The 25,958-nt window shown below is 43.2% G+C and carries 25 protein-coding genes; 1 reads left to right on the top strand and 24 read right to left on the bottom strand.

What is annotated here, in order from left to right; all coding sequences use genetic code 11:
• Positions 1-43: 43 nt before the first annotated feature.
• From H8710_RS08390 to H8710_RS08275, 24 genes are all read right to left on the bottom strand, one after another.
• Complete coding sequence (locus H8710_RS08390) at positions 44-1,918, bottom strand: hypothetical protein (protein ID WP_249295036.1); 1,875 nt, start codon at positions 1,916-1,918, stop codon at positions 44-46.
• Complete coding sequence (locus tag H8710_RS08385) at positions 1,896-3,302, bottom strand: lipopolysaccharide biosynthesis protein (protein ID WP_249295035.1); 1,407 nt, start codon at positions 3,300-3,302, stop codon at positions 1,896-1,898. Before H8710_RS08385 ends, H8710_RS08390 begins: the two co-directional genes overlap by 23 nt.
• A gap of 61 nt (positions 3,303-3,363) precedes the next feature.
• Entirely contained in the window at positions 3,364-4,452 is a 1,089-nt protein-coding gene (locus H8710_RS08380; protein WP_249295034.1) for a glycosyltransferase, read from the bottom strand.
• Positions 4,453-4,505: 53 nt separating this feature from the next.
• Positions 4,506-5,594 (bottom strand): glycosyltransferase, encoded by a 1,089-nt coding sequence (locus tag H8710_RS08375; protein ID WP_249295033.1) that lies wholly within the window; start codon positions 5,592-5,594, stop codon positions 4,506-4,508.
• 30 nt (positions 5,595-5,624) lie between these two features.
• The gene (locus H8710_RS08370) at positions 5,625-6,875 is read right to left on the bottom strand and encodes a glycosyltransferase (RefSeq protein ID WP_249295032.1); all 1,251 of its coding nucleotides are present in this window, start codon (positions 6,873-6,875) and stop codon (positions 5,625-5,627) included.
• Positions 6,876-6,903: 28 nt separating this feature from the next.
• Positions 6,904-8,136 (bottom strand): hypothetical protein, encoded by a 1,233-nt coding sequence (locus H8710_RS08365; RefSeq protein WP_249295031.1) that lies wholly within the window; start codon positions 8,134-8,136, stop codon positions 6,904-6,906.
• Positions 8,137-8,204: 68 nt separating this feature from the next.
• Positions 8,205-9,179, bottom strand: coding sequence for an SDR family oxidoreductase (locus H8710_RS08360; RefSeq protein ID WP_249295030.1), 975 nt, complete (start codon positions 9,177-9,179; stop codon positions 8,205-8,207).
• A 2-nt stretch (positions 9,180-9,181) separates the two neighbouring features.
• Complete coding sequence (locus tag H8710_RS08355; protein ID WP_249295322.1) at positions 9,182-10,504, bottom strand: nucleotide sugar dehydrogenase; 1,323 nt, start codon at positions 10,502-10,504, stop codon at positions 9,182-9,184.
• 1 nt (position 10,505) lies between these two features.
• Complete coding sequence (locus tag H8710_RS13375; RefSeq protein WP_283242820.1) at positions 10,506-11,021, bottom strand: acyltransferase; 516 nt, start codon at positions 11,019-11,021, stop codon at positions 10,506-10,508.
• Entirely contained in the window at positions 11,018-12,115 is a 1,098-nt protein-coding gene (locus tag H8710_RS08345) for a glycosyltransferase family 4 protein (RefSeq protein ID WP_249295029.1), read from the bottom strand. The genes H8710_RS13375 and H8710_RS08345 overlap by 4 nt, the downstream gene beginning before the upstream one ends.
• Positions 12,116-12,201: 86 nt before the next feature.
• Positions 12,202-13,392 (bottom strand): glycosyltransferase family 4 protein, encoded by a 1,191-nt coding sequence (locus H8710_RS08340; RefSeq protein ID WP_249295028.1) that lies wholly within the window; start codon positions 13,390-13,392, stop codon positions 12,202-12,204.
• Between the two features lie 22 nt (positions 13,393-13,414).
• Positions 13,415-14,203 (bottom strand): methionyl-tRNA formyltransferase, encoded by a 789-nt coding sequence (locus H8710_RS08335; protein ID WP_249295027.1) that lies wholly within the window; start codon positions 14,201-14,203, stop codon positions 13,415-13,417.
• Between the two features lie 42 nt (positions 14,204-14,245).
• Positions 14,246-14,893, bottom strand: coding sequence for a sugar transferase (locus tag H8710_RS08330; RefSeq protein ID WP_249295026.1), 648 nt, complete (start codon positions 14,891-14,893; stop codon positions 14,246-14,248).
• Positions 14,894-14,896: 3 nt separating this feature from the next.
• Positions 14,897-15,586: a PIG-L deacetylase family protein gene (locus H8710_RS08325; protein WP_249295025.1), complete on the bottom strand. Its 690-nt coding sequence runs from the start codon at positions 15,584-15,586 to the stop codon at positions 14,897-14,899.
• A gap of 14 nt (positions 15,587-15,600) precedes the next feature.
• Positions 15,601-16,548, bottom strand: coding sequence for an aldo/keto reductase (locus H8710_RS08320; RefSeq protein WP_249295024.1), 948 nt, complete (start codon positions 16,546-16,548; stop codon positions 15,601-15,603).
• A gap of 58 nt (positions 16,549-16,606) precedes the next feature.
• Positions 16,607-17,125, bottom strand: coding sequence for a PglD-related sugar-binding protein (locus H8710_RS08315; protein WP_249295023.1), 519 nt, complete (start codon positions 17,123-17,125; stop codon positions 16,607-16,609).
• A 141-nt stretch (positions 17,126-17,266) separates the two neighbouring features.
• Positions 17,267-19,390 (bottom strand): polysaccharide biosynthesis protein, encoded by a 2,124-nt coding sequence (locus H8710_RS08310; RefSeq protein ID WP_249295022.1) that lies wholly within the window; start codon positions 19,388-19,390, stop codon positions 17,267-17,269.
• 69 nt (positions 19,391-19,459) lie between these two features.
• Positions 19,460-20,110 (bottom strand): CpsB/CapC family capsule biosynthesis tyrosine phosphatase, encoded by a 651-nt coding sequence (locus H8710_RS08305; protein WP_249295021.1) that lies wholly within the window; start codon positions 20,108-20,110, stop codon positions 19,460-19,462.
• 5 nt (positions 20,111-20,115) lie between these two features.
• Positions 20,116-20,844 (bottom strand): CpsD/CapB family tyrosine-protein kinase, encoded by a 729-nt coding sequence (locus tag H8710_RS08300; protein ID WP_249295020.1) that lies wholly within the window; start codon positions 20,842-20,844, stop codon positions 20,116-20,118.
• Positions 20,828-21,550 carry a YveK family protein gene (locus H8710_RS08295; RefSeq protein WP_249295019.1) on the bottom strand — a complete coding sequence of 241 codons (723 nt, stop codon included), beginning with the start codon at positions 21,548-21,550 and terminating at the stop codon, positions 20,828-20,830. The genes H8710_RS08300 and H8710_RS08295 overlap by 17 nt, the downstream gene beginning before the upstream one ends.
• Positions 21,551-21,888: 338 nt before the next feature.
• A complete protein-coding gene (locus tag H8710_RS08290) occupies positions 21,889-23,172 on the bottom strand; it encodes a glycosyl hydrolase family 18 protein (protein WP_249295018.1) in 1,284 nt (427 codons plus the stop codon).
• A gap of 312 nt (positions 23,173-23,484) precedes the next feature.
• Positions 23,485-23,907 carry a hypothetical protein gene (locus H8710_RS08285; protein ID WP_249295017.1) on the bottom strand — a complete coding sequence of 141 codons (423 nt, stop codon included), beginning with the start codon at positions 23,905-23,907 and terminating at the stop codon, positions 23,485-23,487.
• Positions 23,900-24,109, bottom strand: a complete 210-nt coding sequence (locus H8710_RS08280; RefSeq protein ID WP_249295016.1) for a helix-turn-helix transcriptional regulator — start codon at positions 24,107-24,109, stop codon at positions 23,900-23,902. Before H8710_RS08280 ends, H8710_RS08285 begins: the two co-directional genes overlap by 8 nt.
• A 130-nt stretch (positions 24,110-24,239) precedes the next feature.
• Positions 24,240-25,109, bottom strand: a complete 870-nt coding sequence (locus tag H8710_RS08275) for a helix-turn-helix domain-containing protein (protein WP_249295015.1) — start codon at positions 25,107-25,109, stop codon at positions 24,240-24,242.
• Between the two features lie 315 nt (positions 25,110-25,424).
• Between H8710_RS08275 and H8710_RS08270 the strand changes: the two genes are divergently transcribed.
• Positions 25,425-25,952 carry a cysteine hydrolase family protein gene (locus tag H8710_RS08270; protein ID WP_249295014.1) on the top strand — a complete coding sequence of 176 codons (528 nt, stop codon included), beginning with the start codon at positions 25,425-25,427 and terminating at the stop codon, positions 25,950-25,952.
• The last annotated feature ends 6 nt before the right edge of the window (positions 25,953-25,958 follow it).

Raw genomic sequence — 25,958 nt, 5'->3', positions numbered from 1 at the left:
ACTAGAATATATTATTAAAGATAAATGAAATAATCCTTAATATCTATTTCCTAAATATAACGCAATCATCAAAATAGTATCTTTGACCGTTAGCACCATAATAATGAATAACCGGATTCCTAATTCGTTCTTTACTCCATGAAATTCCTTTGTCGAAGCTCAATCCAAGCTGCCCTCTTTGCCCGCAAAACACCAGCATAGAATCAAGCTCTTGAAAATAGAAACAAGGTTCAGACGCCTCAAATATTACTGTATGTTGCTGCCGATTATCTATATCTGATAAGTATCCTTTAAAAATTCCGGTAGAATTTCGATCGAATTTCTCACTTCTTTGGTCACAAATAGCGACTTTCTCCCGTTTCAAACAATCATGATCCGATGCATAAACTAATTCCGGCCTTTTACTATCCGTTAAAAACGCCCCCATCGTCCTTTGCGCAGACATCTCAGTTGAATTTAACCGAATAATTCTAAATTCCTCATTTGCATTTTTTATCGAAAAAGTATCTGCTTCTTTCATTTGAAAATATAAAAGCCATCCGTTGGGATATATTTCTCCTGTTCCAATAAGCCACCCATCTTTTATTCGATTTATGTGATGCACATGCCTACAAGAAATATTGTTATCAGGTGATGAAACCAGTTCAAATAGCGAAATCCTATAATCATCTACTACCTGAATTTTAAATAGTAATCCATTTCCAGCGCTATTATTTCCCACAGTAGGATTCACCATCCACTTCATCGAAAAATCTTCCGAAACGTTACTCGATAAAGCAACAATATTGCCGGTAGTTAAGCCATGTGGATGTTCTGTTTTAAGCGTGAGTTGTGCCTCTGTCCCGATACTTTCAATTGGTCCAATGTCATCCCACATAATTCGTACAGTAGGCTCTTTGCAAGATTCCGAGGGAACGATAAGCTTTCTTTTGAGTAGCTGCAGTTCTCCTTTATAGTTTTTGTCATATCCAGCATTTTGTATTGGATTGCCAACATTTTTACCAAAAGATTCAGCATGGCCTTGACGAAACTCATATTCACCCAAATCTGCAAATTCGTATTTGCAGTACCACGTCCGCCCACCATCAGAAGTAGCAAATATACAGGTTCGCACCCCAGCGGTAACATTGCTCCTATAAGTGGCCAACAGACTCATTTTGTGATCCTTTTCCCCCGAACCAATAAAATGGAATGGATTTGATTCCACACTTCTGTCGTGAATATAGAATCTTGGGACACGTACTGCCCGTCCATTTTCGAAAACGATGGTGTTTTTTCCGAAACCACCATTTCCATACCGGTCCTGAAACTCATTATCTGTATTCAGCATCGGATGATACCTGTAGCATTCTGTGGGCAAATTGGGATAAAATCTTTCTAAATCTGATTCTGTGGGATTTTGTACAGGATACTTTCTACCAGGTAAATCCCAAATGACACTTTCTTCAAACAAAAGATTATCACCGGCCAAAGAAAATCCATCAAATTTTTTGTTTCTGGCAGGACAATTATGATAAATTTGTGCTTTATCAGTAATAACCACAAGCCGTACTGATTTGATGTACTGACCACTTCGAACTTGTCTCATATAAGGCAGAAATAAACATAATAAAACATTGCTACCCTTTATCAGATTAGGAAATTGTTTTTCAGATAAATAAATTTTATGAAAGATAAAACGATTTTGATAGTAAGGATACAGAATTAGCTGATTTTTATTGCTGTTTTTTTGTACCAAAACCATTTTATCATGAGCTGCCACAACTCGATCAGCTCCCCTGGAACGTTCATATACTGCATACTTTTGGGTATCTATAGAGAGATAATAATGAAATATTCTTCCGCTTTGTTTTGGTATAGGATGTCTTTCACCCCAAAAACATTCTACTTTTTCCTTAATATTTTTTAGTGATGACATTTAAACAACCTCTTTTTTGATGTAAATAACTCATACCGCGATAAAATGTCGGAACAGTTAAAAGAATAATATATGTTATCGCACCACACCAGGTGATTGCCTCCGCACCAAATTTAATACCCAGAACATATTTGAAAGGTAGGCTGATCGCTGCATATATAATATAATTGAAGATTTGGAATTTGATAATGCCAGCTCCGTTTAAAATCATAAAGTATGGATTTGTAACAGATATCGCTATCTGTAACAAACACATTCCAAAAAGGATAGAGTAGTTCGCCTGGACAGCCCCATCTGTAAGCAACCAAAGTGCTGGCTGTATCAATACAAAAATGCCAATGGAGCAGATAAGAGCAAACAACAAAGAGATCAAAGCCATCTTGGTTGTCGTTTTGCGCACCCATTGGTACTCTCCCCTTTGCATCGCTTCCCCATTGGCCGACCACATGGGGCTGCTCAGCATGGACGAAACGACCCCGATCATTGAAACGATCTTATACATCACCGAATATGGGGTGACCTCAGACAAACTGCAGGCATGCGCTACTATAAAATTGTCAATGGAGAGGCTGAGGGAGGTGAATATTGAAAGGATAAAGAAGAGGACTCCCGTATGTAATAGCCTTTTACTAATTTTTTTATCAAACTCGCTAAAACGGGGCTTTAATTCCGGCCTCTGCCACTTAAAATACACAACCATATTGACTGCGGCGACAATGACGGTGATCAAAGACGATGCCCAAATCATCGTCAAAACGCCTAAATCCAGATAATAAACAACTAGAACAAATAACAAACTCAGAATATTACCTGTACAGTTCCACAAATTGTTGCGATATCCTTCCTGCATGGCAAATTGTGTGCGTTGAATCAACGCAAGCGGCACATTTACCACCCTGGAAGTAACAATCGCCATAACGACACCGCCCGCCAAAGCAATGGTTCTCTCGGTAGATGCGTTGACAAGACCGGCCCAATTGACAAATGGATAGATACATACAAAAATGACCATAAGCGCCAAAGCCACTCCGGCCAGCATCGTATAACACGATGAAACGAGCTTTCTGCAATATTGTTTATCGTCCGTCGCCGTGGCTTTGCTCAGTTCTGTTTGGAGTCCGCTCCCCAAGCCCAAATCCGCAAAGGAGAACATGGTAAAGAAAGAAGTTACGGTTGTCCATAAGCCATATATTTCTTCCCCCATGTAGCTTAAAGTGATTCTCACCGTAATGAGGGGCACAGCCATTGCAAATGCCTTTGCCAACATCGCAGTCAACGCCGTCAGAGCAATCCCCCTGGCGCGCTCCATGCTTCTTCCATCGGCGGTAGAGGTATCATATTTTCCATGTGCTACAAGTACGATAAATTGTTTGATTTTATTCATGTCTGGTCTCCTAATGGCAGTACCGCACTCCTATTAAATACAGGTAATATGAAAATCTTTTTCAATCCTCGATAACCTCAATCCATTGTTTTACAATTGCTTCCGGCGAAAATAACCTGTTTGCCTTCTCATAAGACAGCTTGCCCATTTTATCCAAATCACTGGGAGGAAGTTGCAATAACTCCCGCAATCCTAAGGCAATTCTCTCCGGTGTCGGCTCACAGGTAATACCGTTTCCCTCTGTTAGAATCTGGTAATCCGACACCTTACTCATGATTACCGGTTTACCAAGCATCATAGCCTCACAGATTACATTTGGTAAGCCCTCTACCGTGCTGAACAGGCCAATGACATCTGCCTGGGACATAATATTATATATTTTCTTAGTTTCATGGTGCAATCTAATTGTAGAATCTAAAGCGTTTGCTTTTATCATTTGGACAGCGCACTCATAAATGACTGTATTCCCAATAGTCACTTCCACTTTACCATACCAATCAATCACAATCTTTTCTTTTTCGGTTTCATCCAACAGCAGGATAGCTTCTATCAATCCCAACGGGTTTTTTAACTCCTGATAACTCGCCGCGACCACTAGATGCAGCTTGCCGTCCTTTCGATACAAATGGCTTACATTCGGTTGATTTTGTATCAATACCGGATTATAAATAACCCGGTATTTGTCATGATATTGAGGATAGTAGTGGTTCCACATTTGCACAGCGTTTTGGGAATTACACACTTTTACGTCCGAAAAACGTTCAAACCAGTTATAAAACCGATTTTTCCTATTGGAAAAGGTCGTCATCTTAGCACTGAGTTCACTTGTTATCAGTTTCCATTTGCCTCCGCCCATTTTGGCGATACAAGCCAAAAAACCTGGCGTTTCCAAAAATGGAATTACAACATCGGGATTTATTCTCCTGATATAAGACCGCATTTTAAGTATTAATTTGAGTGGATTATTTTCTTTTATCGTGTGGACTTTAATATTTTCTGCATCCAATAGGGGTTGATAAAAATCATTCTCCCTATATACGGCAAAATCCACTGCATATCCGGTTTGCTTTAACAGAATGGCTAAATTCACCAGTTGTCTTTGCGCTCCGCCAGAACCGAGATTATCAATCAAACACAACACTTTTTTCATAGACTACCCACATTTTCAATATTTTCTTTATCCTGAAAAAACTGACGATTAAATTAGTCCCTACCACTTCGGTTTAAAATCGCCTTCTTTATACAAGCCTCCCATTCCTGCATAACCGACTGATCGTCATATCTCTTCGCAATGCTAATGGATTTTTGACCAAATGTCTGTCTTTTGTATTTGTCCAAAGCAAGAATTTTCATCGCGTTAATAAAATTCTTTTCATCGCCTTCATCTATACAGTAGCCATTTTCTTCTGATTTTACAAGGTCACCTATGCCCTGATGACATTTAAATACAACGGCCGGCAACCCCACAGCCAATGCCTCGCTGAGTGCGTTGGGGAACCCCTCCTGCTCTGACGTCATTAAATACACGTCGTGTTGAACCAGTTCCTCATGTACATTGGAAATTGCTTCGTGTAAATGAATGGAATCTTTTCCTCCCACAGCATCTACTTGAGCACGAAGCGTATCGTTATCGATGCCCGCACCGAAAATATGAAGTTCAACATTGGAACATTTTTTCAAAAGCTTCCCAAATATTTTGATCATCAAATCAAAGCGTTTAACATCAGCATTTCGTCCCATGGATACAAAGGATACCGTCGGTTTTTCCCATTCTGTTTTAAAAACAGAAGGCTGTTCAATTACATTATGGGTCACCATACATTTTTTCTCATACCGTCCGCCGTCAAAATCACGAAAGATATCAAATTGAACAGACACCACATCCGCTCTTTTGTATGCGATCCTCCGAAGATAGTTCCAAGGGAATTTAGGATAAATGACAAGCGGATTGCTTCTCTCGGACACTATGATCGGAATATTCGTTTTCCTGAGCATCAAGCACGCCATTGTATTATTATTATCCAAAAAAGAAATGACAAATTCAGCTCCAACGGTTTGCAACCGTTCTCGAAGCCTTTTTATTGCCGACAATAGTCCTGCTATTTTATTTTTTCCAGTTATATTTAAGTTTTCATCATATACAGAAATCTCTGAAAGGTTGTATCTGGACTTGGAATGTCTATTAGTCAAGGCCAAAGAAACTTTGTGTTTTTTACTCAGCTCGATTGCTAAGAGTTGTGCCACATTGCCCGCCCCACCAGAAAAATCATCAACTATGATCAGTATATTCATTATTAAAATCAGCCCTTTATATTTCCAACATCATCTTTTGACCTTTGAATCATTTCTTTCTCGTAACTCCACCAAAAAATCACGTAACATTCTTTCATAATTTCTGAGGTCAAAAATTTTAGTGGCCTTTAAATAAGCGTTTGCTTTTAAAAATGCAATTTTTTCTTCATCAAATTGAAGCAATTTTTGCAGAAAGCTGTCAAAGGCTTGCTCGTTTGCCTCTTCTAAAACAAAACCATCTACGCCATCAGATATAAAACGATCGGTACCTCCTATCCGGTTGCACACTATGGCGACCCCCAAACTCATACATTCTGCAAATTTTGTAGAGAAGCCCGCTTTCGCATATCTCTGATTATGGCGAAAAAGGATTCCAAAATCCGCTTTCTTTACGATTTCCACCGTTTCAGGGTGAGACAGCCTTCCATGGGCAAATACCCCCCTATTTTCCGACACATTCGGGAAGCCGTTTTCCTCCAAATATTGATAATCAATGCCAACTAGATCCAACCGAAAATTGATTGTTTCCGTATTCGCTTTGACAATACTCCGGACAAATGGGACGACAATATCTTTGGAGCCCGGACTGCCTGCATATACAAAACGAATCAAATTTTTGGGGTTGTCATCTCTTTCTATTTTTCTATCATCCATTTCCATTAAAGGTGGGATCAATATGCATTTGACTCCCTGGTTTTTATAGTAATCGTGAAAGAAAGGACTGATTGCAATTACGCCGTCCAGCTTCTTATCAACAAATCTGATTCGCCTGTCAGTAAACGAGATGACTAATTGTTCTGCGACAGATGCGGATCTCCTTTTTTCATACCATTCCGTCACATCCGCCAATAGCTGTATATTTTGTTCTTTGCAAAATGGAATTAGCTTTTTAGTCAATCCACCCGTATCATTATACAATATAATCAAATCGGGTTTTTCGAACTGACAAATTTTCTTCACCCTTTTGAACGATCGGCTTGCCGTACAGATTTCCACAATCTCTTTTAATGCATTCCACTTTCCTCCGGCAAAACTAGGTAGATAGGAATATACCTTGTTGCCAATACGAAAGTGGATTTCGTCATGAGCAAAAAGAAAATCTTCGTTATCGACATGAACTTTTTCATAGCCTGAGTTTTCAACAGCGGCGTCCACGCGCCTGTCACAAATATAATGAATACGATAATCCATTTTTTCCAATAAACTGCCAATGGAAAAAATGCGCAAGCCGGTGGCATCTATAGGAAGCCCAGCTCGGGAGATATAAAGAACACTTTTCATTTTCTATTCACGCCTTGTGCACTCCTCTTCATTTGATTTGACAATACATTTTTTTACCGCTTAAAGATTTTTTATTTTCTCTCATACTATATCCAGCAAGCGCAGCCAGTGCTATGCTCTTCAAATCCAAAATAACAGCACAATATACAGACAATCCTCCCAATGCGGCTAACCACATTAGTAAAATAAGCGCAGTTTTATTTCTTATAGATCTATTTTTGAAAGTTTTTATAATTGGTATAACAAACACCAACGGATAAAAAAGGCCTAACACTAATCCGTAGCGAACCAACATCAATAAATACGAATTATCTATATAACTGTACATACCGCCCATAGAAGCACTATAATACTGGAAATTATATCCATTCCCAAATATGTAATCCCACAAATTCGTCTGAGAAAATAAGTCCTCATATTGAAAAGATCTGGTATCAGTCCCCATTTTTTTAATTAACAGATCCAGTGACTGCGGATAATAGTGATTTATCAGAAAATAAGCGATAACAAGACCCAAACTCACAAAAACTATCACCTTAAACAAACGGGTTAAGCCTTTTTTTCCACTGGTATAATACACATATACAACTGCCCAAATTAAACATTGAATAATCCAACTACGCGAATTGAAAAGCCCTGCTAAAAACGCACCGATACCTATTGTTACTAATACCTGAAGACTTGATGTTTTCTTCTCCGTAATGCTCCAAATACAGAGAAACCAAAAGCCTTGAATATAAAAAGTGAGAACTGAACTATTCCCCAGCAATCCGTTTGGATGGGTTTGTAAAAATACCAAATACCATACCAAACTTAAACCAAGCGATAAATAACCTATCCATTTAATGTATTTGATAAATACATTAAAAAGTGATTCATCCATTCCGATACATACACAAAGTGCCGTCAGGTATACATGCGGTGCTGTTGTACTATATAAAGTTGTAATTAATCCATTCTGGAAAATAGTCAAAATTTCCCAAAACATTATCCCAAGTACCAAAGCAAGTAGAGTCAAACGATATCCAAGTGTAAAAAACTTTTTTCTGACTTTAGATTCTATAAAAAAAAGCAGAACTATACTAATTAAAACAATCAACTCAAATGCAAGGGTTATTTTATCTCCCCTGGCAAGTTGCTGATACCCATAGCTACTGCCTGGAATCAATATATATTCAATCCCAATATAGGAATACAGCTGCTTAATAAATGTTCCAAAAAGGATTATACATAATAACAATCTGTTGACTTTAATTTTCATATATTGCACCACATGATTTATATTCTTTCTTAAATTAACAGAGTATCAATCTCTATTATTACAAAAATTTAAAGATTCTCCTTATACCACTGGATAGCCAACTGGATTCCATCCTGAAAACTGTAATCCGGGTCATAATTAAGCAGCTCTCTCGCCTTGCTGATGTCGGCGTTGGAATGCTTGATGTCTCCAGCACGGTCCGGCCCAAAGTTCGGTTCCATCTTTACTCCCAATGCTTCTGTCAGCCCATAGTAAATATCGATCAGGTATTCCCGTCCGCCATAAGCGATATTAAACGCTTCACCTGCAGCTTCATGAGGAGCAAGGCAAGCTTTCAGATTTGCCTCAATGACGTTCTCAATATAGGTAAAATCACGACTCTGCTTACCGTCACCGTTAATAGTAGGTACTTCCCCGTTCAAAAGCTCCTTGATAAACTTAGGGATAACAGCTGCATAAGCGCCGTTAGGATCTTGCCGACGACCAAACACATTAAAATACCGCATTCCGTAGGTGTCCAGTCCATAATGCCGGGTATACTGTTTCGCCCACTCCTCATCTGCTCTTTTGCTCACGGCATACGGAGAAAGCAGATTACCTTCTCTGCCTTCTTTTTTCGGAAGGTTCGGCTCATCACCGTATACGGAAGAACTGGAAGCATACACAAACTTCTTCACACCGTTTTGTCTGGACGCCTCCAGCATGTTCAACGTTCCAGTAATATTATTGGCACAATAAAACAGCGGCATTTCAATGCTGCGCGGTACACTTCCCCATGCAGCTTGATTCAGTACGTAATCCACGCCTTCGCAAGCTTTCATACAGGTATCTAAATCCTTAATGTCGCCCTTCATAAACTCATAGTTTGGATTGTTCAGAAACATATCAACATTGGCTTGCTTCCCAGTAGAAAGATCATCCAGGCAACGCACCTTGTATCCCATTTTAAGAATAGCTTCGCACAGGTTAGAGCCGATAAAACCGGCTCCACCTGTAACTAGAAACAAAGTATCTTTCCGAAAGGTCAAATTTTTATATCCCATTTTTACAGTCTCCAATAGCTGTATCCAGCTGCTTCATATTCTTTGCGGTTTAAGATTCCCTTCACATCAATCAGAACCTTTTGGGCGTTTTCACTAGATTTGAACATTTCATCGATCTGAGCTATGGTCAACGCCGCAATTTCGGTATGGGCAACGGCCAGAACCACTGCATCACACTCTTTGATGTCATCCATACTGCAGAACTTCACGCCGTACAATCTCTCCGCCTCGTCAGCATCGGCAACCGGGTCAGCAATCATCGGCTGGATTCCATACTCATTGAGTTCCTTTACAATATCGATAATTTTTGTATTTCTAGTGTCTGGGCAATTTTCCTTAAAGGTAAATCCCAGAATGCCCACCCTTGCGTTTCTGACAGGTAACTCCGCAGCAATGAGCTTTTTGACAAGTTGTTCCGCTACATATCGTCCCATATCGTCGTTGATACGTCTGCCAGACAGAATGATCTGGCTGTGATATCCCAATTCTTCTGCTTTATAGGTCAGGTAGTACGGATCAACGCCGATACAATGACCGCCAACCAGTCCCGGGTAAAAATTCAGGAAATTCCATTTTGTCCCAGCTGCTTTCAGTACAGACTGGGTGTCAATCCCCATCTTGTTGAAAATAATGGACAACTCATTCATAAACGCAATATTAATATCACGCTGACTGTTCTCGATGACCTTGGCAGCTTCTGCTACTTTAATAGACTCCGCTCTATGTACACCGGCATCCACTACGATTTCATATACTTTAGCGACTGTATCAAGGGTCTCATCATCCATACCAGAAACAATCTTGGTAATAGTGTTCAAACGGTGCACTTTATCGCCGGGATTGATCCGCTCCGGGGAATAACCAATTTTAAAGTCAACTCCGCACTTCAAACCGGATTCTTTCTCCAGAATAGGGACACAAACATCTTCGGTAACACCAGGGTAGACGGTGGATTCAAATACGACCACGGAGTCTTTCGTGAGATTTCTGCCCAAAATACGGCTCGCTCCTTCTACGGGGGTAAGGTCGGGCGTATGGTCGTCATTGACCGGCGTCGGAACTGCCACAATGTGAAATTTAGCTTCACGGAGCTTACACTCGTCAGCGGCAAACTCCATGGTAGATGTCTGTATCGCCTCATCACCCACTTCATTCGTAGGATCAATTCCAGACTTATACAGTTCTATCTTTGCCGCATTTAAGTCAAAGCCAATCACCTTAACACCGCGTTTTGCAAATTCAATGGCAATCGGCATGCCGACATAGCCAAGACCTACCAAAGACAATGATTCCTCACGATTTTTGATTTTTTCATACAAAGACATTTTAATCATTCTCCTCAAATCTCATTTTTATCATTTTGGCCGGAACACCTGCTACGATACTATATGGCAAAACATCTTTTGTGACGACTGCTCCTGCCGCTATAACAGCGCCTTGTCCTACTGTAACTCCTTTTAAAATGGTAGCGTTGGCGCCAATCCAATTATCGCCTTCCAGTATAATATCCAAATCATTTTCCGGCAGTTTTTCCTCATTACCAATGCTTTTCATAGGACGCTCCTTGATATCATAACGATGTCCACCTGTAATCATTGTAACCCGTGGACCAGTCATTACATGGTCTCCTATATGGATTTTGGCTCTGGTACACATCAAAAGATTTTCTTCACCTAAGCCAATATCATTTCCGGCTACTATATTGCTGATGCCATATGCCCGGAATCGTCTTCCGACAGCAACGTCTTTTCCGCAAGTGTCAAAAGAAGCTTTTATAATTGGATTCATAATAAGTTTGTTGAGCAGTCGGGAAAATAGCTGAAACAAATCATAAACTTTCATTGCTGCCGCGCCACCTTACTCCAGATAGTTTTGTATTTTTCAAACACCACATCGATTGAGTAGTCATCTATCAGATGTTTTTTTGCATTTTGTCCTAGTTCGCAACGCAATTTTTCATCAGATAGCACCGTATCTAATGCATCCACGATTGCCTCTTCGCTATGAGGAGGAATTACGATTCCTGAATGATTGCTAAGCATTTCCGCTATCGCACCTACATCTGTTGCTATAATGGGTTTCTCCAATGCCATTGCCTCTAAAACTGCATTTGGAAAGCCTTCTGTATAACTGGGCAAAATAAACACCGAGGCTTCATTGAGGAGCTGCATTGCGTCTTCATGTTTTTTCTCGCCTTCAAATTGGACATTCGTCATCGAAAACCTGCTCTGCAACTCCTGTTTATAATTATCATCTATCGGACCAACCAATTTCAATATCCATTCAAGGTGCTGAGTATACAGCTTGTCCCAAGCAGCCAAAAGCTCCTCTATACCCTTTGTTTTTATACACCAGCTGAGAAACATTACTTCTTTTTTTCCCACTGATGTCTGCTTTACATTAACGTTGCTGATATCAAACGGATTCGCAACCTTTTGAATACGATCATCAGCAAAATGATATTTCAAGGTTTTATAGGTTTTATCATCGATGGCTATTGTCATACTGGATAAATCGATTGCTTTTTTCAGAAAGCGCCATTCTAACGTATTATTCTCTGCTATCTCTGGCACTCGTCCAAAACGTATATGATAGGCCGTTGGTATTCCCAGTTTCTTTGCGGTACGCAAAAATAAAATATCTCGGATAATAGCGAGCTGACCACTAGTTGTCATATGTATAACATCCGGCTTTTTTTCTTTTATCTTGTGTTTGAGTTCCCGGTTCAGCCGAAGCATCTCCAAGCCTTGTCCAACAACCCGATTCCATAAGGAGCGCCCATCAAGTCCGCGTTTTTTTGGTGCGATATTGACAATTTCAACGAGCTCTACATCTGCTCTGGACTGCATATATTTTTGCATCAAAACGACCCAATTGGCAATTCCTCCATACGGAGGAGGGATTGGAGCAACTAGGGTTACCTTTAATTTGCCCATCAACTGCTACCTCTTCTTTAATCTCTATCAGTTCGATACTTCTATATGGAATCAGCGCCCACATACTGAAAAATACCATCATCTTTTTACTGTTGTATTATTTCATAAAAAATACTGTCCAAATCTTCCATAAACTTTTCCTTACTAAAATGCCGATCATAATACGATCGAGCATTTCTACCCATCTGCTCCTTTGCGTCTGAGGCGATAAATCGCCTAACATTTTCAGCCAGTGCCTCTGCATCCTCAGCATCGCTACAAAATCCGCACTGTGCTTCCTTGATAATCAAAGCAGTTTCTCCATCTATCGCACCGATAATAGGTTTTCCTGCCGCCATATATGTTTGTACTTTTCCGGGTAAAGTATAGGAAAGTATAGAACTTTTTTGCATTGTAACTAGCATGGCATCTGCTTTTGCATAAATCTCTGGCATTTTTTCTAAAGGCTTTCTTCCGTGAAAAACTACATTGTCCATATGCATACTGCTGGATAAGTTCTTCAGTCGATTTAATTCAGACCCGTCACCTACAATATGCCACTTCAATCGTCCTATATCTTTCACCAAATCAGCGGCTTTAATCATCGTCACAATGCTCTGTGCCACTCCAATATTTCCTGCAAAAACCAAGTTAATATCCTCACCTGTTCGCTCGTTCTCCACTATATCAGAAGAAAATATGTCTTCTGCAAATTGCGGCAAATATTCTACCTGGTTGATATTAAATTCATCAGCAAAATACCGAGCAAATAACTTCGATGTAACTGCAACACAATCTGCCTGTTCATATATTTTCTTAGAAACTCGATGAAAATACTTGAATATTGGAGAGGAACGGTTGATTCCACCCCATTCCAAAGATTCTGGCCATAGATCCAATGAATACAGAATAAGTGGTACGCGATTTCTTTTTTTATAAGTAATTCCAGCGTTCGCCATCATCACTGGAGAAAGCTGATTAACAAACACTACATCAAATTTTTCTCTAATTTTTTTGGCATATCTTGTAGAAGAAATCGCATAACTGTAATAATTAAGAAATCGATGAACTACACCTTGTTTCCTGCCAATTGTAAAGCATCTATGCACACTAACGCCATTTATTACTTCATCTCGTTTTTTACCTTTTCGATAACCTTCGTATATTTCTCCCATAGGATAATTGGGAAGTCCAGTCAATACCGTTACTTCATTTCCCCGTTTAACAAGTTCCTCACAGATTTCAGAAATGCGAAAAGGCTCCGGTTTGTAGTATTGACATACCACCAGAATTTTCATATACTTCTTGCCTCATATACCATCAAATTAATTTGTATCCTTTAGCCATAAACTCTTTAGCCTGTTCTACAGTAGGCCAAGTATAATAGCTACCTTTTTCACTCTCATTAGGCCGTACATTAATTTTATCCGTAGATATATCTCCAATGGCTTTAACCATAAGTTCACCACCCAGTTTCTTTGTTTTCTTCATGAGTTGAAACATGGTTTTGCAATCCGAAATATCCACACTATCCTGCTCAATAATCGCTCCATCATCAATCTTGGCACTCATGTAATGGACTGTGGCACCACCCAATCTTTCATCATTATAGAGATACCAGAATGAGGGTAAACAACCTCTATAGTCGGGCAGTAAAGAACCATGGACATTAATCACTCCATATTTGGGCACGTTAAGCAATTCCTCTTTAAAAATCTGAGGTGCCGAATATGAAATAATCAGATCCGGTTTTAATCGTCTGACATGTTCTACAAAATTCCTATCATTACTATCAGCAATAATCTGATGCACAACACTCAGTGCCTTGGCCACATCACCTACAGAACAAAAACCATGATATTTTTTATAACTACACATTCTATCAACATACTTTTGTAACTCTCGATAAATGGTTAGCATTCCCATTTTAGCACATTGCGTAAAGCCAAACCATTTATAGTAATCCTTTAATTTGTTATCTAACGAAGATTTGCAATTAACTTCTACTATCTCAACTATTTGGCAAACTTGAGACGCTTTATATATATTCTCAGGAATAAAAAAGCGATCATTCTGTGTCATCACGATAACTCTCAATCTGTCGCTCATTCTGTTCTCCTATCTTTTCAAATCATTAAAACTTTTATCACTTTATGTTACTTCAACATACCCCACCAGTTCGCTATAGATCTTCGGTGTTGTTTTATGGAATATTTCAGCTAATACGCAAACTATCGTCCACCAAATCATCTTGAGATCCAGCCATGCAGACATATGCTCGACATACCATACATCCAATTCAAGCCGAGTCGGCAATACCATTTTCCCATAATCATCAGCATCCTCAATGGTATCGCCATATATGTAATCGTAAAGCGCTGATGGTCCGGTCAACCCTGCCTGTGCATTGCCTACAACAGCGTATTTCCCGCCTCTTACTATCTGTAATTGATCTACGGCAGCAGGTCGAGGACCAACGATGGACATATCTCCGATAAAAATATTGAGCAGTTGGGGAAGTTCATCTATTTTTGTGGCACGAATAAATTGCCCAAAAGGAAATATTCTGTCTTCATCGCCGCGGAACACAGCTTCATTGGCCTTTCCTTGCCGCATGGAACGAAATTTAAACATCCGAAAGGTGCGGTTACCCTTGCCAACTCTGTGAGCCATATAAAATACCGGTCCCGGATCGGAAATTTCAATTCCGATGACGGCAACCAGCCAAAGTGGCAATGTGCCCAGAAGCCCAAGGAAAGAGCAAACAATATCAAAGGCTCTTTTCAAATATTTATACATTTCTCACTCTCCTAGGACTACTCTTCTAAATACACATTCAAACGCTTCGGCATAATTACAGCCCGACTGTGCCCCTCGATAGGCAGCCAGACCAGTAATCGCTTCTATACTTCTAGGATGAGGGTAATCACGCATTACTCCGCGATACTGGGACAGGGCTTCCACCTTTTTATCGACAGCTTCCTTGCCCACTTCAATGAAGGTGTTTGGCTGGAACTTGTTCATTGCGTTGTTGAAAGACCATTCCGTCGCGGAAGGGACTTCCATAAACAATAGTTCCTCTAGCGGCTCAATATCCGTTCTCCTCTGGAACAAACGAACAGCGGCCTGACAAGCCAGCGAAGTATGTAGATGATCGTTGTTTAAGTCTGCCGGATGATGGGTAAAAACCACCGTAGCCTTACAATCTATCATCGCTTTTTCGATAAACTGTACCAACTCTAAATGAGGAACCGTATTTAATTTGATATTGGGGAAATCTCCCGTATACACTTTATAGACTCCCAGCATTTTCATGCAATGTTCCGTGTCGGATTGCAGTTCGCTATCACTGGGGCGGAAGGCTCGCGCCTGGGCCTGTCCTGACATGATACAAACATTGACTTCTTTTCCCGCCTGAGCGAGTTTATACATAGTCGCCCCGGCTCCCAAAACTTCATCGTCTGGATGGGCAACGACTACCAAGTATGACATAAATACTGATCCTCCTAATGACGATCTAATTTTTCGCTACTAAACCGCCCATTTTTCCTTATTTTTTCCAATATATCAGCAGGTAAAATCATATTTGTTGCCTGCACATTTTCCACTAAATGTTGCAGATTTGTAGTTCCAAACACCGCAGATGATACATATGGATTGTCCATAACATATCGGAGAGCTATCTGGCTGCCGGTAAAATTTGGAATTTTATTTATAAATCTATATTTTCTTCCTTCAAACATATGTCCTCTAAAATTTTTCAACGCTCTAAGAAGATACCAAATATCCTTTTTTTCATGTATTTGAAATACTCTGTTAGAATATAATGACTGCGCCAGTGCCGCACCTGCAATTACTCCAATTCCATTCTTATACAAACGTTTAATTAGCTCTTCTCTATCCTGGCGCATAATATTGTAATCAAGCATAACAAAATCAAATAACCGATTATCGCAAATATACGACAACACATCTGTGTCAAATGAATTAACACCTATTGCCCTTACAACATTTTGGGCCTTTAAATCATTCATAAATTTTAACACTTCATCTGTCATCTCGTTAATTTTGGGGCCATGAAGATGAAGCATATCAAGATAATCCGTATGAAGTCTTTTCAAACTGATTTCTACGCTCTGCTTCAGCCATTCAACACTCCAATCATGATACACACACACCGTGGGGGTGTCACTGATCCTGGTTCCACATTTTGTAGCGATAGTCAGTTCTTTTCTTTTTTGGGTGCCAAGTTGCTGAAGACATTTTCCTAACCGTTCCTCTGCATGGCCATAGGAATATCCTGTATCAAAAAACGTAATTCCCTCTTCCACAGCTGTTTGGAATAAATCCATCGCCTCCTGTTCGACAAAGAAGTTCTTCCCCCATACACTAGCACAGCCAAAACCCAATTCCGATATCGTGATATCCGTATTACCTAAATTCCTCATTTTCATTTTGGTCTATTCACTTTCCTTTCAGCATTCTAAAGACTACTCGTAAGGAGACTAAGCCCTAATAGCCCTTGACCACTTCTCCTACTTCCAGCTTTCTACCACTCTCGATATGGCTTCCAGCTTTGCAGATCACCCCAGCATTCACATGAGAATAGGAGCCTATAACTGCGTCATGATCTACGATGGCACCTACAGAGATAATCGAGCCTTGTTGTACCCAGGCGTTTGTATTGACGATTGCTTTAGGCTCAACTATTGTCCCCTTTTCTACAATGGCGCTGGAACTGATATAAGCGGAGGGATGGATTAAGGCAGGAATCTCCTTTCCCATTTTAGCAGTCCGTTCCATCAACTCCCGCCTAAATGCATTATTTCCAATCCCACAAAATATGGCGTCATAATTCCTTCCAATAGATTCCAATTCAGCCATTTTACCCACAGCGTCAGAGACGGCATCATCCAAAAAATCAATCACTGTATACAAAGGAGTTCCGTCCCTATCGCAAAGGCTGTGGGCAACTTCGTACACGAATTTTCCGTGTCCTCCGGCTCCCAATAAAAGCAGTCTTTTACCCACAACATCACCATCCCTGTTATAGATTAAAGAACAACCATCCTACGCTAGTTTTTGAAAGCGCCTGCAGGCTATTCTTCCTCCTCGTTAATATATTCGCCGTCCTCAAAGCTGTCTGCCGCTTTCATCCAATTAGGATCGCCTTTACGCCAACTGCTTTTGTCCCGCTGTAGCAGAAGCTTCCTTCATCAAAGTCTCATAAACATCCTTGCCGGTTTCCAAATCCGAATCGGGCGAATGATAGGTTGGCACCACGGATTCGACAAGGCTTGTAATCTCAGAGCTTTCGGAATAGCTACACTCGGCCAGCTTTTCTAACTGTTCAAAAAATTGCTCCACATCGAAGGAGATGGGCTTGCCGATATGAATCAGCTCGTTGGGCGTCTTATCTAAGCCCTCTTCCGCCATCAGTTTTTCTTCGTACAGCTTTTCTCCAGGCCGCAGTCCGGTGTAAACGATTTTGATGTCCTCGTCGGGTTTATAGCCGGAGAGCTTGATGAGGTTACGCGCCAAGGTGTCGATTTTGACAGGCGCACCCATGTCGAGGACAAAAATTTCCCCGCCCCTGGCGTAGGTTCCCGCCTGCATCACCAAGCTCACTGCTTCCGGAATCGTCATAAAGTAGCGGATAATGTCGGGGTGTGTTACCGTGACCGGTCCGCCTTTCTCGATCTGCTTGCGGAACAGTGGGATGACCGAGCCGTTACTGCCGAGCACGTTTCCGAAACGCACGGCAACGAATTCTGTCCTGTCTTTCCCACCGCCGGAAAGTTTGATTTTATCCGAATTCGAACGTCCTTCGGCATCCTGTAAACTGTCTTCCGAGTTGCAGTACGACCCAATTGGCGGCAGTAAATCTCCCCTGCCCTCTTTGCTGATTAGATTCATGCTCTGGATGACCATCTCGCAGAGCCGTTTGCTGGCTCCCATGATATTGGTGGGATTTACCGCTTTGTCGGTACTGATGAGCACGAATTTCTGGCATCCGTTTTGCAGAGCTGCATAGGCCGTCTTATATGTGCCGATGACATTGTTTTTGATGGCTTCACAGGGACTCGATTCCATCAAGGGAACGTGTTTATGCGCGGCAGCATGGTAAACGATTTCCGGACGATACTGCTCAAATATACCGTTGATCCTCCTGCTGTCCCGGACAGAGCCAATCAGGACTTTTAAATCCAAGTTAGGATAAGAGGTACGCAGTTCCTGTTCAATATCATAGGCGTTGTTCTCGTAGATATCATAAATAATCAACTGCTTCGGTTCGTGTCCCGCGATTTGACGACACAGCTCGCTGCCGATGGAACCGCCGCCTCCGGTAACCAGGATCGTTTTTCCCTTTATGTATTGGAAAATTTCATCCATATTGACCTTGATCGGGTCTCTTCCCAGCAGGTCTTCGACGGCAACCGACTTCATTTTGCTCAGAGACACTTCTCCGTTCACCAGCTGATAAACACCCGGCAGCCGTTTCATTTCGCAGCCGGTTTCTTTACAAATGTTCAAAATATCGCGTTTTTGTTCCATTGTCGCGGTGGGGATCGCAAATAAGATCTGGTCGATCTTATATTTCTTTGCATTTACAAGGATGTCTTCACGGCCGCCTACGATTGGCACGCCCTCGATAAAGCGCCCCCACTTGTTGGAGTTGTCGTCGATGATGCAGCAGGGCTTGGCGTCAGCGCGTTTGGAGTTGATAAGCTCCTTTAAAATCACCTGTCCTGCGGATCCAGCCCCTATAATCATCACGTGGCGCACCGCCTGAACGCTTTTCTCCCGCCTTTTCCGCTCCAGCAGAATATAGCGGTAAGCAAACCGAACGGCGACAACCAGCATGAACTGGGTCATTGCGCCGACAAGGTAATAGGATATTGGCATTCGCTGTACAAAGGCAGTAATACCTATCGTGTGAAATGCCGCCGTAACCAGCGACGCAAAAAGAATCCTGTTTAGTTCATTGAAGCTGGCGAAGCGCCATATGCTTTTATACAAGCGCAAAAAATAGAACACCACAATGGAAAACACGGTATAAAAAGGCGCGAATTTCAAAAAGGCATAGAGATACTCTTTTGGAATGTTGGAAAAATGAAAATCAAAGCGCATCCAGAGTCCAAGAAAGTAAGCAAAGTTCATCGCCAAGATATCATAAACAAATAGATAGAATGCGATTACTTCCCAGTGCTCAATGGCTTTTTTCTTTCTCTTTACATTATTCGCTGCAGTCTTTAACCTGCATGAATCTGAATTTTTATCTTTTATCTTGTCCATCAATTCTCTCCCCATTTAAAAAAGGATCATACGTTTATACAATCAGTTCTGATCACAGCGGCCCGTTTCTCAGTGGGCAAGCGGATATTTTTTCAGATACTTTTCCACTTGATCGAAATCCGGGGCGCGGTCGGACAGATTGTGGGCGTCGCTTCCCAGAACAACCCGGTGACCCTGGCGAATGAGTTTTCGGACAAAACTCCTGCTCTTCAAATGTAAAAAGGCCGAATTATTAATCTGCCAAACTGCTTCCTCAAAAGAGAGCAGTCGTTGAAAATCCTCCTTTTGGTACAACGGTAGGTATCGTTCGATGTGGGCAATAATAGGGGTCACCGAGAACTGATAGGTAATGTTTTCAATTTCCTCCATCATCCAGGTCTTGAAGCTGCGAAAGGGCAATTCCAGAAGAATCGTTCCACTTTCGGTGCAGAGGCCGGAAAGGTTTTCTTTCGAGAGGCCCCTGGAGAGGTGGACTTCAGCCCCCAGTTCGATTTCCGGTAATTTGGAGCTTATCATACGCTCCGACAGGGATTTATGAGAAACCTCTCTCCTTTTCAGGAAAGAGGCGACGTCTTCTTTATAAGGATAATAATGCGGCGTCGCAATAACTTTGCCTACGTTTTGAAGCCGTAACTTTTGCAGCATCTGAAGGGACATCTCCACAGACTGTGACCCGTCGTCCATCTGAGGCAGACAGTGACAATGAAAATCTGTCAGCATACCTGCTACGACCTTCCGTACTGATAATCATAAGATTTATAACTTTTATAGTAGGCATAGGGCTTTTCATGCTCTTTGACGTCGGTGATGACGACACCCAAAATATTGCCGTCGATGCTTTTGATATTGTCAATGGCCTTGTCCAGCTCATCATAGGTAGTTTGCTTCTGCCGCGTCACAAGAAGGGTGCCGGCAGTTTTGCCACAGAGCAGAAGGGAATCGGCTACCACATTGATGGGAGGAGTGTCAATAAAAATATAGTCGTAATGCTCTGACAGCACTTCCAGAAGCTTTTCCATGCTCTCAGAGCCCAACAGTTCCGACGGATTGGGCGGAATGGGACCGGAAGTAATTAGGTCGAGTTTGGACGCCACATCCGAATGAATGACGTCGTTCAAATTGGCAAAGCCGCTGAGGAGCTCAGAAAGGCCGGTGGTGTTGTTCACTTGAAAAATTTTATGCTGAACCGGTTTTCTCATGTCTGCGTCGATCAACACCACACGGGCTCCCGTCTGGGACATAGTAATTGCCAGGTTGGAGCAGGTGGTGGATTTTCCGGTATCCGGTTCAGCGCTGGAAACCACGATGCTCTTCTGGGAGGCGGGAGCCAGCGAGAAGAGCAAGCTGGTGCGGACGTTTTTGTAGGCTTCTACAATCTGAAACGGGATGGCTTGGGTCAATTTATTCTGAACGCGCGAAGAAGCGCTGTTCGGTTTCTTATTTTGATTGAACATTGTGTTCCCTCCTTGTAACAGCATTGTCAAAGCTCGGAATTTCGCCTAAAACTGGAACATCCAAACGAGCCTTCAAATCTTCTTCGCCTTTTACTGTGTTGTCGAGCAAGTAGATTATGATGCTGGCGCCAATCGAAAGAGCCAGGCCAATCAGAGCGCCCAGCAGCGAATTGAGCTTCACATTGGGGGAGGAAGCATTCTGCGGAGCTTTCGCAGAACCGATCACTTCGACCGAACCCGCTTTTACCACCCGCTGCAGAACAGACGGAGCAACTTCGGCCAAGGTGTTGCAGATCTCGGCAGAGAGCTCCGGGCTGACAGTTTCAGCAGAAATCTGGAGCACTTCAGTCTGGTTTACCGACTGCATAGAAATCACGCCGGACAATTCTCTGGCTGTCATGGGCGTGCTCAGCTGGTCCGCCACCTGCTGCAGCACATCGTCGTCCTGCAAAATAACGATATAAGTGTCAACCAGCTTCTGGGAGGCGTTAATATCGTTGATGTTCACATCGCCGGTCAGGGAAACCGACGTCAAGTTGTTCACATAAAGCGAAACAGAGGAGGTATACTTTCGGGGGAGCATAAATAAAGACACCATCAGCAGAATCAGGAAGCCAGCAATGGTACTGGTGGCGATCCACGCCCATCGTTTCCTGAAAATATTGACGAGTGCCTTCAAATCGATTTCAATCACTTTTTCTTCCATTTTTCTTCCTCGTTCTCAAGAATTTTCTGTTACAGTACGAACTGTTATCGGCTTATTCCCGCAAATAAGGGATAAAGGCATAAATAAACGACATGATATTTATTCATGTTACACAAAAATACCTCTTTTGTTCATTATACCGTTTTTGACATAAGTCGTCAATAATATAACAGTAAAATTTTCAATTTAATACAATATTATCTTAAAGTGACAGTTGAACCAATTTTATTTCTAATATTTTTATATATTATAACAAATATGTTAACTATTGATTATTTTTTAACGATATGGAAAAATATACAAAAGAGGAGGCTCTTACAGCCTCCTCTTTTGATTATTTAGAGTTTCTTCCGAATGTGATACAAGGCGTTCAGCACCGTCCAATTTTGAGGAAAAGGACGCATCAGGTTCCAGTAGCCCACACCCTCAAAGCCATATTCAGGAACCAAGGCCAATTTGGCCCGTATACTGCGGGCATCCTCGAACCACACCTCGTGCTGTCTCCCCTCCTCGTCGTAGTAGCGGAAAAACGGGGCCTGGGAGGTCTCGTCATACTGGATTTCCGCTCCGTACCGGCGGGCGATTTCCACGGCGCGGACGTTGGAGATCAGAGTGGCTTTGGATTCTCCCTGGACGAAAGGGAGGGTCCAGTCGTAACCGTAGTTGGGCATGCCGAGGAAAATTTTTTTGGGGTCGATTTCGGTGACGGCGTAATCCAGCACTTCCCGCACTTTGTTGATGGGGCTGACGGCCATGGCGGGGCCGTAAGTATAGCCCCATTCGTAGGTCATCAGGAGCACCCAGTTTGCCGCCTGGCCCAAGCCGCGGAAATCGTGGCCCTCGTAAAGGAGGCCCCGTTGGTTCGCTGATGTTTTGGGAGCCAGGGCGACCGTCACCTCGTAGCCCAGGGGATTGAGGCGGTTTCTCAAATTGCGGATAAATGAGGTATAGGCGTCCCGGTCCTCGGGGAGGACGTACTCAAAGTCCACATCCAGGCCGTAATAGTTTTTTCGCTGCATGGTGGATATGATGTTGTCGATGAGATTTTCCTGCACCTGCCGTTCGTTGAGGGCGATGTGAGCAAGCTCGTTGCTGAAGCCGCCTTCCTCCGTCAGGGTTGACAGGTGCATCAGCGGGGCAACACCGTAATCTCGGGCCTCTGCGATCATGAATTCGTCGTCCAGATCCACCAGCTCCCCCGTCGCAGTAAATCCGTAGGTGAAGGGTGTCACAAAAGTCAGGTAGGGCATGGTTTCCCGGTAAAGATCCCGGTCGACGAAGGGATAGGCGTAGCCGTTGACCGACAGGGCGCCTTCCTTCTGCTGCTGAAAAGAAATCACCAGTTCCTCCCCTTCCATCAGCGACGGCAGGGCCCGGAGCTGGGGATTATTGCGATAGAGCTGAATCACGGTGGAGCCGTACTGCAATGCAATGGAACGAAGGGTCTCCCCTGCTTTCACGGTATGTACCTGTTCTGGATAGAGGATCACCAAGGTCTGGCCAATGACCAGTTCAGAATCGTCGGTGAGCCCGTTGTCGATGAGCACCCGGTCCGGCGAAACCCCGTATTCCTGCGCCACCGAATAAACGCTGTCGCCTTGTTTTACTACATGTATCACCATAAGCATAGCCTCCCTTTCTATGGTACGATAAACGCAGGTAAACTGCGTTTATCGCCCAAGAAGCCCTTTGAGGACTTCGTCCTCAATTTTAGCGCCAAGTCGACAAAACCGGGCTTCTTGCATCATAATGAAATACGGTACGATAAACGCAGGTAAACTGCGTTTATCGTCGAAGTAGTCCTTTGAGGACTTCGTCCTCAATTTTGTCCGCTGAAAGGCGGCAAAACCGGACCTCTTATATAAAAATAAAATATAGTACAGTATATGTGGAGGCTATGCGGAGTGATTCCACTTCCTTTAAAAAGGACAGCCTTACATTTCTTTATGCAGGCGGTTCAGCTCGTAAATCATTACGCCGTAGGTAATGAGATAGGCGGCCACCAGCAGCAAAACCACCATGAGCTCGGCGCCCATCATGACTAAGGCCAGCATCAGCGCGGCGTAGACGTAGCCCATCACGTCAAAGGCGCGGCTTTTAGCTTCCCGGCTGATGGCGACGTTGCGCTCGTCGGTCTGCTCGATCTGAAGTTTCCGGGCATCCTCGGGATGGCGCTTTAAGGTTCCCGCCTGGATGAGAGCGCCCAGGCTGTGGCCGAAGAGTCCGGCTCCCACGCCGATCATCACGCCGGGCAAGGCCTTTATTTCCTCGAACATTCCCATCTTCATAAAAACGGCTCCCGCGGCCAAGAGCCCGAGGCCCATTATGAGCAAAATCACGCGAATCGGCTTATTCATGGTCTGTTTCCTCCTCATACAAAAAAATCTCTTCAATGGTTGTGTCAAAATACCGGGCAATCTTGAACGCCAGCAGGATGGACGGATTGTACCGGCCGTTTTCCAGCGAACCGATGGTCTGACGGGACACCCCCAGGGCGTCTGCCAGTTCCTCCTGCCGGATGCCCCGGCGTTTGCGGAACTCCTCCAGTTTGTTTTGCATGTCGGTCGTCCTTTCTGATGTAAAGCTAGCTTTCCATCAACAGAATAGCATAGTTGGATTAAAATGTCAAGCTTGCTTTCCATTTTTCCAAAAAACATGCCGCCCTGACGGCGGCATGACGAAAATTCAGTCAGAACAATTCTTTGACCCATTCTTCCAGCAGGCTTTTATCCAAAAAAGGCGCGAGGGGAACAATCGCTTTGACGCCGTCTTTGGCGACTGCTTTTTTCGCCAGTTCATGGAGCTGATTCTGGCTGAGGAAAGGGGCCAGAATATCCATGTCGTTCAGGCCGCTTTTTTCAAATTCCAGCCGGGCCGTTTCTGCAAGCGCCCTCTCCGACATAAAGGGAAAGCAGTCCCGGTCTTCCATCCCTTCCAGGCCGTAGGTGTCATAGATTTTGGCGCTCACCCGGTCTACCTGATCTTCGGAAAGAAAGGGGAAACAGGAGGAAACCTTTTCGCTGCGATAGAGACGCTGCTCCACCATTTCGGCGAGGAGGGCAGAGCTCACAAAGGGCAGAAGCTCTTCCAAATCGTCCAAGTCCTGATCATTTTTATTTTCCACGCCTTTCCGAAACAGATCGTCAATGAGGCTGTCGCTGATAAACGGGAGAATCTCCGCGATGTCCGTCAAATCGAAAGGCGGCGCCGTATGCTCAAATACCACGTCCGCGTCCTTCGGCGGAAGCATGGGCGCCACCTCTTCAAAAACCTGCTGCGGCACATGATTTTCACGGACAAACGCCTCCGTTTTTCCTTCCGCCGCATGCCTGAGCAGCTGGGCGGGTTCCCCGTTTCCCAAGAGGCTGTCCAGCGATAAATCAAGTACTTCCGCCAATTGCGGGAGTTTTGAGATATCGGGCATGGAGTTTCCCCGCTCCCAGTTGCTCACCGCCTGAAAACTGATGCCCATCCGGTCAGCCAGCTCCATCTGGGTCATGTTTTTCTCTTTTCTGCGCCCAGAAATCCTGCGTCCGATTTGTTCAATAGAAAATGTCATTTGAGTCACCCTTCCTTTTGGTTTGTTCCAGTCTTCCCTATCTTCCAGGGCCGCGGGAACAAATATTTCACATCATATCCGCATTCTGATTTTGGATTGAACTGAACGGTACCGTATGATGCCAGTATAGAGGAATTCTTCCCTTTTGTCTAACAAGCGGCCGTTGAACCGGCTAAATTTTCCGATTCAACCAGCTCTTGAGCCGGAAGTTTGCATATTTATTCCCCTTATTCGCTTTACAAAGCGGGATAAAACGGTTAAGATAAAAGTAATGAAGCACTGCGGTATTCTAAAAGAGAAAGGAGCGTGTTTTTGATGAAAAAGGCATTGGTCGTCGTCGACTACCAAAAGGATTTTGTTTCGGGGAGCCTGGGGTTTCCGGGGGCGGAAAAACTGGATGAAAAAATCGCCGCCAAAATAGAGGAGAATCTCCAGTCGGGAGGAGATTTGATTTTTACCTTCGACACCCACGGGGAGGATTACCTAGACACGCTGGAGGGGAAAAACCTGCCGGTTTTACACTGCGTCAAAGGATCCGACGGCTGGAAACTGTACGGCAAAACCGGGGATTATCTGCAAAAAGCGGCGGCGGTCACCGAAAAGGGCGCTTTCGGGAGCCTGGAGCTGGGAGAACTGCTGAAAAAAGGGCAATATGATGAAGTGGAGTTTGTGGGGCTCGTCTCCAGCATCTGCGTCATCTCCAATGCCGTCATCGCGAAAGCCGCCCTTCCCGAGGCCCAAATCACCGTGGACGCCTCCTGTACGGCGGGGGCGGACAAAAATCTCCACCAAGAGGCCCTGGACGTGATGGCAGGGCTGCAAATCCAAATTACAAACCGATAGATAGGA

It is taken from the genome of Fumia xinanensis (assembly GCF_014384905.1).
Taxonomy (GTDB): domain Bacteria; phylum Bacillota; class Clostridia; order Oscillospirales; family Ruminococcaceae; genus Fumia; species Fumia xinanensis.
The sequence above is the reverse complement of the archived record's forward strand: the minus strand, read 5'-3'. Positions and strand labels throughout refer to the sequence as shown.

Coding starts and splice junctions, on each gene's coding strand:
- H8710_RS08390 (WP_249295036.1), bottom strand. CDS start 1,918: ATGTCATCACTAAAAAATATTAAGGAAAAAGTAGAATGTTTTTGGGGT.
- H8710_RS08385 (WP_249295035.1), bottom strand. CDS start 3,302: ATGAATAAAATCAAACAATTTATCGTACTTGTAGCACATGGAAAATAT.
- H8710_RS08380 (WP_249295034.1), bottom strand. CDS start 4,452: ATGAAAAAAGTGTTGTGTTTGATTGATAATCTCGGTTCTGGCGGAGCG.
- H8710_RS08375 (WP_249295033.1), bottom strand. CDS start 5,594: ATGAATATACTGATCATAGTTGATGATTTTTCTGGTGGGGCGGGCAAT.
- H8710_RS08370 (WP_249295032.1), bottom strand. CDS start 6,875: ATGAAAAGTGTTCTTTATATCTCCCGAGCTGGGCTTCCTATAGATGCC.
- H8710_RS08365 (WP_249295031.1), bottom strand. CDS start 8,136: ATGAAAATTAAAGTCAACAGATTGTTATTATGTATAATCCTTTTTGGA.
- H8710_RS08360 (WP_249295030.1), bottom strand. CDS start 9,179: ATGGGATATAAAAATTTGACCTTTCGGAAAGATACTTTGTTTCTAGTT.
- H8710_RS08355 (WP_249295322.1), bottom strand. CDS start 10,504: ATGTCTTTGTATGAAAAAATCAAAAATCGTGAGGAATCATTGTCTTTG.
- H8710_RS13375 (WP_283242820.1), bottom strand. CDS start 11,021: ATGAAAGTTTATGATTTGTTTCAGCTATTTTCCCGACTGCTCAACAAA.
- H8710_RS08345 (WP_249295029.1), bottom strand. CDS start 12,115: ATGGGCAAATTAAAGGTAACCCTAGTTGCTCCAATCCCTCCTCCGTAT.
- H8710_RS08340 (WP_249295028.1), bottom strand. CDS start 13,392: ATGAAAATTCTGGTGGTATGTCAATACTACAAACCGGAGCCTTTTCGC.
- H8710_RS08335 (WP_249295027.1), bottom strand. CDS start 14,203: ATGAGCGACAGATTGAGAGTTATCGTGATGACACAGAATGATCGCTTT.
- H8710_RS08330 (WP_249295026.1), bottom strand. CDS start 14,893: ATGTATAAATATTTGAAAAGAGCCTTTGATATTGTTTGCTCTTTCCTT.
- H8710_RS08325 (WP_249295025.1), bottom strand. CDS start 15,586: ATGTCATACTTGGTAGTCGTTGCCCATCCAGACGATGAAGTTTTGGGA.
- H8710_RS08320 (WP_249295024.1), bottom strand. CDS start 16,548: ATGAAAATGAGGAATTTAGGTAATACGGATATCACGATATCGGAATTG.
- H8710_RS08310 (WP_249295022.1), bottom strand. CDS start 19,390: ATGGACAAGATAAAAGATAAAAATTCAGATTCATGCAGGTTAAAGACT.
- H8710_RS08305 (WP_249295021.1), bottom strand. CDS start 20,110: ATGCTGACAGATTTTCATTGTCACTGTCTGCCTCAGATGGACGACGGG.
- H8710_RS08300 (WP_249295020.1), bottom strand. CDS start 20,844: ATGTTCAATCAAAATAAGAAACCGAACAGCGCTTCTTCGCGCGTTCAG.
- H8710_RS08295 (WP_249295019.1), bottom strand. CDS start 21,550: ATGGAAGAAAAAGTGATTGAAATCGATTTGAAGGCACTCGTCAATATT.
- H8710_RS08290 (WP_249295018.1), bottom strand. CDS start 23,172: ATGGTGATACATGTAGTAAAACAAGGCGACAGCGTTTATTCGGTGGCG.
- H8710_RS08285 (WP_249295017.1), bottom strand. CDS start 23,907: ATGAATAAGCCGATTCGCGTGATTTTGCTCATAATGGGCCTCGGGCTC.
- H8710_RS08280 (WP_249295016.1), bottom strand. CDS start 24,109: ATGCAAAACAAACTGGAGGAGTTCCGCAAACGCCGGGGCATCCGGCAG.
- H8710_RS08275 (WP_249295015.1), bottom strand. CDS start 25,109: ATGACATTTTCTATTGAACAAATCGGACGCAGGATTTCTGGGCGCAGA.
- H8710_RS08270 (WP_249295014.1), top strand. CDS start 25,425: ATGAAAAAGGCATTGGTCGTCGTCGACTACCAAAAGGATTTTGTTTCG.